This is a genomic window from Halodesulfovibrio sp., from assembly GCF_015482765.1.
GTDB lineage: Bacteria > Desulfobacterota > Desulfovibrionia > Desulfovibrionales > Desulfovibrionaceae > Halodesulfovibrio.
The window spans coordinates 1-2,528 of record NZ_JADMLB010000030.1 but is presented as its reverse complement, the minus strand read 5'-3'; the positions used below and the strand labels follow the sequence as shown (position 1 = coordinate 2,528).

Annotated in this window: 1 protein-coding gene; it reads right to left on the bottom strand. The window is 42.1% G+C overall.

Annotated features, from left to right (window positions below):
* Positions 1 to 444: 444 nt before the first annotated feature.
* Positions 445 to 2,061, bottom strand: a complete 1,617-nt coding sequence (locus QZY95_RS05065) for a methyl-accepting chemotaxis protein (protein ID WP_290920090.1) — start codon at positions 2,059 to 2,061, stop codon at positions 445 to 447.
* Between the last annotated feature and the right edge of the window lie 467 nt (positions 2,062 to 2,528).

Below are 2,528 nucleotides of genomic sequence, written 5' to 3'. Positions count from 1 at the left end.
CCAGTTTAATAATTCTGTATTGTGACATCCACTGCATAACAGCGGATGACGCTAGCTGATCTCTAAATCAATCCGATTCGCTATTTAATTGTCAAAGAGTTTCAAAGCGACGACAAAAGACCAGTTGTCTTCCGAAGTGCGAAAAGCGTTTTGCCTCATCGTCCTTCAGGAGTCAACCTCTTTTTTAAATTTCTTTCGAAGAAGTTGTCTTTCGTTTTTGCGTCGTTAATTGAAAATGAACAAGCTGCTCTGGCCACCCGTTTGGGCTGCTCCGTTGCAGCGAGAGACGTTCTATGCAAACCAGCCCTCTCCGTCAACAAGTTTTTAAAAAAAAATTACTCTTTTCTTTAGCTAATATTAGCAATACTTCATAACAACCTGTTTTTTAAAAGAAAAAGACCCATCAACAATCGATGGATCTTTTTCACTATTTCTTCACTAAGACTAAGCAGCTTCTCTTTTGTCAATTTCATGTAGCATTTTAATCAAATTTTGAAGCTTGGCAGCTTGCTCAGCCAAACGTGCACTAGCTACATTAGCTTCCCCCATCCCCTTAGCAGTATTAGTTGCGACCATCGTGACATCCTCAACGGCATGACTTACTTGATCGCTCGTAGCAGACTGCTCTTCGGCTGCTGCCGCAATACTTTGTACCTGATCAGCTGTTCCCATCACAATGTCTACAATACTGCTCAAAGTTGAACCAGAGTTCTGGGCAAGAGAAGTCGATTGAGACACCGCATCATTCGCATGCCTTACTCCCTGAATCGATTGTTTGGCACCTTGTTGTATTGCACTGATAGCCCCGCTAACTTCATCTGTCGCTTCCATGGTTTTCTCTGCAAGCTTGCGAACTTCATCCGCAACAACGGCAAACCCTCTACCAGCCTCACCAGCTCTTGCAGCTTCAATGGCAGCGTTTAACGCCAACAAGTTTGTCTGATCAGCTATGTCTTGAATAACATTGATAACGCTACCTACAGCATGCGTTTGATCTCCAAGCTTATCCATAAAGCCAGAAAGATTATTTGCCTCTTTATGCACAGAGTCGATAGATTCTATAAGTTCTGTAACTTCTGTCTGCCCTGCTTGAGCCTCTAACTTTGCCTGCGCAGCATTATCCGCAGCATCTGCAGCATGTCGTGCAACCTCCATAGAGGTAACATTCATTTGCTCCATTGCTGTTGCAGTTTCCTGAGCTCGTTCGGACTGAACCTGAGCCCCCTGTGATGCTTCTTTCACTTGAGTAGCAATTATCTGTGCTGATTCAGCAACATCTTCCGCTATTGAAATTGCCTGCTCTGCAACATTAGTAATTTGCTCGCTGTGTTCTTTTATTTGTTCTTCTTGTTCACGAATTTTCGTTAGATCAAAATAGATTGTTAAAGCACCTATTTGTTTTCCTGTAGGGTCTTTGATGGGATCAGCCGTGAATGCAAGTGTATGCACTTTATCAAAACCTTGAATTTTTGTTTCACCCTCAATTTTTAAACCATCTGTTACCACTCGATCTGTTCGCGTCTTGCGACTACTATCTCCGTAAACAAACTCGCCTATGGTTATTCCATGATAGTCTTCAGGCTTTCCTTTCTTACCTGAAACTTCCATTAACCTTTTTCCCATCAAATTTATCTTGCCTGTATTATCCACAGTCATGAATGGATACGCTTCAGAAATTGCACCCAGCACACCGTTTGCAAATACAAGTTGCTTTTTCAACGAGTAGACCGCATCAACAACGATCTTGGCTGCCGTAGATAAATCACCAGAGCGTGAGTAGTGCTTCATAAAAGGTTGGGCATCCTCTTTATGCAACATGGCCTCTACACTTCGTGTAATATCACGTAGAAATGAATGTATCATCTTAGCTATAGTTCGCCAGATAACTACGCTTAGTAAAATGAACACTGCTAAGCTTATGAAGCTGGGTAGAACCACAGCACCAAGAGCTTCTCCGCTAAAGTTTTTTTGTCCAAGCCACCACGTTGTTCCCCCGATACAACATGCAATTACAATACACTGGGCGCTTACTCCTAAAAAAATCAGCCTTCTTACATCCATTTTTGGATCCTCCTCAGGCAGTTAAAAAATAAACACTACGGTTGCACAGTGATATTCTTATCCAACTAAGAAAGCTGGTCAATTTTCAAAAATATAATCCCATATAGTGGAGGCATAACAGCATCGTTTCCATTTTTTGAATAGCCACTCGCATTCAACATTCAGCGTTAAAAATAAGATGTAAAAAGCGCCGAAATAGAAATAGCAGGAAAGAACCCTTCAGATAAAACAAAAACTGAAAGTAAGGAGAACTAGAGACACGAAGAAGAGAAGACTTCCCCAAAGCCGGACGGCTAACAGGGCAGCTAAAAAGGCAGCAGGAAATGAATAGAGAAGAGACAGCCAATGAACAGGCTTCGGAGAGAACAGGTAACGTCTTGATTAGATATAGAAACGAAGAAAGCCCGTTAGCTTTGCAGCTAACGGGCTTTCGAAATAAATCTTGGCAGCGACCTACTTTCCCACAG